The sequence below is a fragment of the Brevundimonas sp. genome (assembly GCF_013823285.1).
Classification (GTDB): Bacteria; Pseudomonadota; Alphaproteobacteria; order Caulobacterales; family Caulobacteraceae; genus Brevundimonas.
The window spans coordinates 1-6759 of the sequence record NZ_PNLV01000118.1 but is presented as its reverse complement, the minus strand read 5'-3'; the positions used below and the strand labels follow the sequence as shown (position 1 = coordinate 6759).

Below are 6759 nucleotides of genomic sequence, written 5' to 3'. Positions count from 1 at the left end.
TGTGCCGGAGCCCTCGTCATCCCCGTCGGCGCAGGACGAGCCCCTTGTCATCCCGGACGCGCCGCCAGGCGCGAGCCGGGATGCCCCCCTCACCGCCGCACAGATGGTGGACAGGTGCTGGAGCCACATCCAGGCCGCCGTGGCCGCCGGCCGGGTGATCGAGGCCCGCGGCTGGATGCGCCTGTACAAGGATCTCAAGCCGTTCGCCCGCGACGAGGACATCGCCCCCCGCGAAGCCCGCATGGACCGCGAGGCCGCCGAACGCCGCGAAGCCGAAGTGGCGGACGCGGCGGCAGACAGCGCCGTCACCACCCCGCCCGAAGCCCCGTCCGATGATCAGAATGTTGCACTCCCGTTGCACTGTTTTTCAGCCCCGGAGTCTCACGCGCCGCCCCCGGCCGACGACGACCCCATCGACGCCCCCGCCACCGCCGCTGAAGCCGCCGCGCCCATCTCCACAAGCAATCTCGCCCGTCTCGCCGCCGGGCTGGCCGCCCTGGCGCAGCAGATCGAACAGGCCGCCGACGCCGGGACAATGAGACTCTCATTGCACTCTTTTTCACGTCCAGAGTCTCACGACGGCCCGCCCGATCCCCTCGATCAGGCCCTGCGCGACCTCCAGACCGAAATCCTCGCCCTCAGGGATTTGAAGCCGCTTTCAGAGGCCCGCCCCGAGGGCCCGTGAGACTCCATTGCACTGTTTTTCGCCCGCAGGGTCTCACCGGCGGCGGCGAGATCATCACCCCCCAACCCGTCACCCTCCGGCTTCACCGGAGGGTCCAGACGCTCCGACAGGGCCGGGCGACCTCCGAACGTCCCGTGTTTCTGGATTCCCCGGTCAAGCCGGGGAATGACGGGGGAGAACAGCCGCCCGTGAGACTCCCATTGCACTGTTTTTCGCGTCGAGAGTCTCACCGCCGCTGGCGCCGGCGCCCTTGCCACCGCCGCCGCATCAGGACGAGGCCCTTGTCATCCCGGAAACGCCGCAGGCGTTATCCGGGACGGGATGCGACGGTCCCAAAATCTCGACGGCCCGGACGGCGCCTCGCGACGATCCGGGCCAAGGGCTCCGGCAGGCCGCGTCCCTTCGCCCGGTTCAGCCTCGCGGCTGTCCGGGCGGGGGATCAATGTGGGGCCCGCCCGTCCCGGCTCTTCGCTGCGCTCCGCCCGGGATGACAAGGGAGCGGGCGCTGCGCTCCGGCACGGAAGGACGGACCGCCGCCTACCCCCCGTCCAGGTCCGCCCCGGCAGGCTCTCCGCAGCGGACCAGTTGGACCGGTTCGCCGTCCCGGTCCGCATGGATCAGGGTCAGCCGATCTCCGGACACCCGCATGTTGACCGTCTCCCGGCTCGTCATGCCCTCGGCCTCGCACGCCAGGCTGGCGTCATAGCTGTCGCCCCTCTGTTCGATGGCGGTGATGTCGCAGCGGTTCTCGTAGCCCTCGAAGCGCTCGGCGGTGATGCGGATGGGAACCTGATCGGCCGCAGCCGGGCTGGCGCCGCACCAGGCGGCGTTCGCGGCCCAGGTTCCCACGAAGCTCTCCGGGCCCTGCCCCGGCCGGATCGGCGTGGTGGGATTGACGCTCGGCGCCGCCGTCACCGGCCGGGCCGGTTCGGTGGGCGCATTGGCCGGCTCTCCGCAGGCGGCGAGCATCAGCGCGGCGGCGGGGGCGATCAGCAGGGCTTTTCTCATGCCGGATCAAACGCACCCGCCCCGCGTTCGTTTCCGGACGTGGCCCGACCGCCGCACCCGGGACACACCATCGCCCGGATTGTCACAATTCGGCTGTCCCTCTGTGGTCTGAGGATGAGAACCGCCTATATCGGGCCCTGCCCCCACGCGCTGGAGTTGCTGTTGGAAGACCTGATCGCCGACCTGAACACGTTCGTGCAGGAGCACGTCATGTGGGCCGCCCCGATTCTGGGTCTGATCACCTTCGGCGAATCGCTGGTGTTCATCGGCGCCTTCTTCCCGGCCACGGCCCTGATGGTCACGGCCGGCGGCCTGATCGGTGCGGGCATCCTGAACCCGATCCCGGTGCTGCTGTGGTGCATCGCCGGGGCCACCCTGGGGGATGCGGTGTCCTACTGGATCGGCCGCCGCGTCGGCCCCAGCGCCTGGCGCCACCCCTGGCTCAAGAAGCACCGCCGCCCCCTGGCCCGCGCCCGCCTGTTCTTCCGCCACTACGGCGTGGCCTCCATCTTCCTGTGCCGCTTCATGGGCCCGGTGCGCGCCTTCGTGCCCCTGATCGCGGGCATGACCTCGATGAATCACGTGAAGTTCCAGCTGGCCAATTTCTTCTCGGCCGTGGTCTGGGTGCCGGTGATGATCGCCCCGGGCTGGCTGGTGGCCGCGGGCCTGACCCAGTTCGGCAGCCTGGACGACCACCTGCACACCATCGGCATCATCGCCACGGTCGCCCTGGTCGTCACCGCCGCCACCCTCATCGCCTGGAAGCTAATCAGCAGGAAGCTGATCCGCGAAGGCGCCTGACGCTTCAGACCGCCCGGACCGACACGGACGTCACAGGAACCGCTCCCGCTCCTCGGGGCCCGGAATCATGCAGGCCTCGGTGCGCCCGAAGATGGCGTATCGATTGCGCGCGATCAGGTCGCACAGCGGGTCCTGCATCCAGCGGGGGACACGCCTCAACGCCCCCAGCCAGCCCATGCCCTTCAGCACGCCCAGCACCGAAAGCGCCGCGTCGGACTTCATCAGCGCCCGTCCGTCCATGACTGCCACATTGGTCTCCGGCGCGTCGGGATTCACACCCAACCGCTCAGCCATCGCCCGTCCCTGCGGCGACTGGATCGGCAGGAACCGGAAGCGCGCCTCCGCATCCCGGGCGATCACGAACCGCACCCACCGCGAACAGAACACGCAGACCCCGTCGAACAGGATCAGGCCGTCAGGCAGATCCGGGGCCGGGGCCGGCGCCCAGCGGCTCATGCCGCCGCCACCGCCTCGATCTCAACCAGCCAGGCCTCGTCGAAGATGCCGGTGATGATGACGGTCAGGGCGGGCTGGCGGTGCTCCAGAACCTCCAGCCGCACGGCCCGGTTCTCCATGGCGTAGGCCCGGTCCGACAGGAAGGTCGTGACCTTGACCAGATTGTCGAGGGTCATGTCCGCCGCCCGCAGCTGGGCCTCGATGTTGGCCCAGCACTGGCGGCACTGTTCGGTGAAATCCGGCGACAGCCCGCCGTCCGGCCGCACCGGGATCTGGCCCGACAGATACAGCCAGCGGGTCGCGCCCGTCACCTCCACCGCCTGCGGATAGCTGCCCTGCACAGGCGGCGAGCCGTCGCCGGTCATGGGGGTCAGGCGCGCCGCCATGGCCTACTCGCGCGCCGCGTCGCTGCGGGCCCGCACCGGGCCGAACTCCGACGTCGGCTTCCACCCGGGCCAGCGGTCGCTGTCGGCCAGATCGACGGTCAGCCGGTAGAGCAGGGTCAGGTTCTCCACCGCCGAGGTGAAGTCCAGATCCTCGCTCCACTCGTCGCTGGGCTGGTGATAGTCGCTGCGGAACTTCGCCTGCCAGGCCGGCAGCCCGACCTCGCGTCCACCGTCCACCCAGTCCACGCCGTGCCACGGCATCAGGGCCGGCACGCCCGCCCGCGCGAAGGCGAAGTGGTCCGAGCGGAAGTAGAAGCCCTGCTCCGGCTGGCCGTCGTCGCTGACATAGCGGCCCGCCGCCCCGGCCAGCGCCTGCAGCTCGTCCTCCAGCGTGTTCTGGCCATAGCCGAAGATGGGCAGATCCCGCGTCGGCGGCGACAGGGGCAGCATGTCGATGTTGATGTTGGCCGCCGTGGTCTCCAGCGGCCAGACCGGATTGGCCGCATACCAGAACGCGCCCAGCAGGCCCTGTTCCTCGGCGGTCACATGCAGAAACACGATGGACCGCTCGAACGGCCCGGCGGCCTTCAGCTCGCGCGCCATCTCCACCAGCCCCACGGTGCCCGAGGCGTTGTCCCAGGCGCCGTTGTAGATGTGATCCCCCTCGCCGCCCTCGCGCGTCCCCACATGGTCCCAGTGGGCCGAGAACACGATGGTCTCCTCCGGCCGTTCGGTCCCCGGAATGCGCGCCAGCAGGTTCCAGGACCGCTGGGTCTCCACCGTCTCCTCGGCGTCCACGTCCAGGGTCACGCCCTCCAGCGCCATGGCCCGGAAGGCCCCGCCGCCCAGGTCGACGGTCACATCCTCAAGGGTCCGCCCCGCCGCCTCGGCCCACTGTCCGAAGGTGGCGGCCAAGACGGCGCCGGTGAACTCCAGATCGTCATTGCCCGGCGACAGGGTGCGGCGGCGATCATTGAACTGCGCCCGCCGCGCCCAGGCCGGCTCCGCGGCGGTGGCGTCGACCAGGGTCAGCACGCCCACGGCGCCGCGCCGGTAGGCCTCGGCCGCCTTGGCGGCATCGCTGGCGTGGGCCGTGCGGTAGTCACCGTTGAACAGCGCCCCGTCCGGCTCGCCCGACATGACCACCACCACGGCGCCCTCGACGTCGATGTCGCCGTAGTCATCCCAGTTCCGCTCCGGCGCATAGATGCCGTAGCCCGCGAACACAACCGGGGCCCCGCTGACCTGCGCCCGCCCGTCGTTGGAGGCCGCCCGCAGCAAGAAGCCGTCCGCCAGCGGGTGCGCCTCGCCGCCCGCGCGCCATGCCGCCCTCGCCGGCCGCGCCGGCTCATAGCGGGTCAGATCCACCGGCTGCAGCCATTCGCCGTCCGGCCCGCCGGGCTCCAGCCCCAGCATCTCGTAGCGGGCCTGCAGCCAGCCCAGTGTCAGGCCTTCGCCGATCTCGCCCGGGTAGCGCCCGGCGAAGGCGTCGGAACTGATGCTGCGCACGCCCTGCGACAGGCGCTCGGCGGAGAAGTCCTGACCCTGCGCCGGCCAGGCGGCGAGCAGCAGGGCGGCGGCGGCCACGCGGCCGGTGATCTGGAAACGGGTCACGTCATTCTGTCCTGGATGAAGTTGACAGCGGCCGGGCTGTGCCCGGCCGCCGTCACGCCTACTGTCGGCCCGAGGCGCTTTCGGCGCGCACGGGACCGAACTCGGAGCCGGTGTTCCACTCGGGCCACTCACGGCTGTTGGCCAGACGGGCGCCCACCGCGTACCAGATCTCCATGTCTTCGATCATGCCCGCATAGTCGAAGTCCGGCGACCACTCGTCGCCCGCCTGGTGATAGCGGGTGCGACCGTATTCAGCCCGCGCGTCGATGCGCGGCTGGACCGGCTCGTCACGGAAGGTCGTGCCCCCGCCCGCATAGATCATGGGCACGCCGCGCTTCACGAACGGGAAGTGGTCCGACCGGAAATAACCGCCCGCCTCCGGCCGCGGGTCGGGCGTCACCGTGCGGTTCAGCCCGGCCGCCGCCTGGCCCACATAGTCATCCAGCTGCGACTGGCCGTGTCCGGTCACAGCGATGTCGGTGGTGCGGCCATAGACATTGGCGCTGTCGATATTGATGCCGGCCACCATGGTCTCCAGCGGATAGAGCGGGTTGGAGGCGTAGAATTCCGCCCCCAGCAGCCCGCTCTCCTCGGCGGTGAAGCCCATGAAGACCAGCGAGCGTTCCGGACGCGGCCCGGCGCCGAAGCGACGCGCGATCTCGATGATCGCCGCGATGCCAGAGGCGTTGTCCACGGCGCCGTTGAACACCTCGCGCTGTCCGCTGGCGTCCGGCTCGCCCATGCCCAGGTGATCCCAGTGTCCGCCGTACAGAATGGTCTCGTCCGGCCGGGTCGTTCCCCGCAGGACGCCGATGACATTGTCGGTGCGGATGGCGGACGAGGAGACGTTGAAGCTGACGTCGAAGCCGGCATTCTCCAGCACCACCGGCTGGAAGTCGCGGCTGCGGGCGGCGACCTTCAGGGCCTCGAAGTCCTGGCCGGCCCGCTGGAACAGCTCCACCGCCACATCGCGCTGGATCCAGGCCTCCACCGGAATGCGCACCGCTTCGGGGTCCTCGTGCTGGATGTCGAATTGCGGCCCGCCCCACGAGTTGCGCACCGTGGCCCAGCCATAGGACGCTGGCGCCGTCTCGTGCACGATCAGCACCCCCGCCGCGCCCCGCCGCGCGGCTTCCTCGTACTTGTAGGTCCAGCGACCGTAGTAGGTCATGGCCCGGCCGCCGAAGGTGTTCAGCTCCGGCTGTTCGAAGTCGGCGTCATTGATCAGGACCACCAGCACCTTGCCGGTCACGTCCATGTCCTTGAAGTCGTCCCACTGGCGCTCGGGCGCCGTGGTCCCGTAGCCCACGAACACCAGCTCCGCGTCCGCCAGATTGACCGCGCCGCCCTGGGCCGGCCGGCGGGTGGAGATCGCCACCTGTTCGCCCTGGGTCATGGGCAGGGTCCAGTCCCCCACGCTCAGGGCCGCCTGCACATTGGACGCCTCGAACCGGTTCAGGGTCACCGTCTGGGTCCAGCCGCCGTTCTCGCCGCCAGGCGCCAGCCCTGCGGCCCGGAACTGCTCGGTGATGTAGGCCACGGTCCGCTGTTCACCCACTTCGCCCTGGCCGATGCCGCGCCCCTCGAAACTGTCGTCCGCCAGGGTGCGGATGTGATCGGACACCCGCTGGGCCTCGAACGCCACGGCCTGGGCGGAGGCGACGGACTGCGCGACGTCGGTGGTGGCGCAGGCGCCCAGCGCGAGCGGCAGGGCAAGCGCGGCGCTCGCCATCAGGACGGCGGCGAAACGGACAGGACGCATGAAGAACCTCGGGTGCGGTTTCAGGATTGCGCGCACCCTATCCAGCC

7 protein-coding genes are annotated in these 6759 nt (G+C 70.3%); 2 read left to right on the top strand and 5 right to left on the bottom strand.

Going from position 1 to position 6759, the window contains the following annotated elements; all coding sequences use genetic code 11:
• Positions 1–685, top strand: a 685-nt coding sequence (locus C0461_RS12635) for a hypothetical protein (protein WP_292107506.1), incomplete at its 5' end; no start/stop codon positions are given.
• Positions 686–1222: 537 nt separating this feature from the next.
• Here the strand turns inward: C0461_RS12635 and C0461_RS12630 are convergent.
• Positions 1223–1693, bottom strand: coding sequence for a hypothetical protein (locus C0461_RS12630; RefSeq protein ID WP_292107505.1), 471 nt, complete (start codon positions 1691–1693; stop codon positions 1223–1225).
• 114 nt (positions 1694–1807) lie between these two features.
• Between C0461_RS12630 and C0461_RS12625 the strand changes: the two genes are divergently transcribed.
• A complete protein-coding gene (locus C0461_RS12625) occupies positions 1808–2494 on the top strand; it encodes a DedA family protein (RefSeq protein WP_292107503.1) in 687 nt (228 codons plus the stop codon).
• Between the two features lie 30 nt (positions 2495–2524).
• Here the strand turns inward: C0461_RS12625 and C0461_RS12620 are convergent, their stop codons facing one another.
• The 4 genes from C0461_RS12620 to C0461_RS12605 all read right to left on the bottom strand — a co-directional run.
• Entirely contained in the window at positions 2525–2950 is a 426-nt protein-coding gene (locus tag C0461_RS12620) for a DCC1-like thiol-disulfide oxidoreductase family protein (RefSeq protein ID WP_292107501.1), read from the bottom strand.
• Complete coding sequence (locus C0461_RS12615) at positions 2947–3336, bottom strand: RidA family protein (RefSeq protein ID WP_292107499.1); 390 nt, start codon at positions 3334–3336, stop codon at positions 2947–2949. The genes C0461_RS12620 and C0461_RS12615 overlap by 4 nt, the downstream gene beginning before the upstream one ends.
• Positions 3337–3339: 3 nt before the next feature.
• Positions 3340–4950 carry a M28 family peptidase gene (locus C0461_RS12610; protein WP_292107497.1) on the bottom strand — a complete coding sequence of 537 codons (1611 nt, stop codon included), beginning with the start codon at positions 4948–4950 and terminating at the stop codon, positions 3340–3342.
• 58 nt (positions 4951–5008) lie between these two features.
• A partial coding sequence (locus C0461_RS12605; RefSeq protein WP_363378544.1) for a M28 family metallopeptidase occupies positions 5009–6759 on the bottom strand: 1751 nt, incomplete at its 5' end.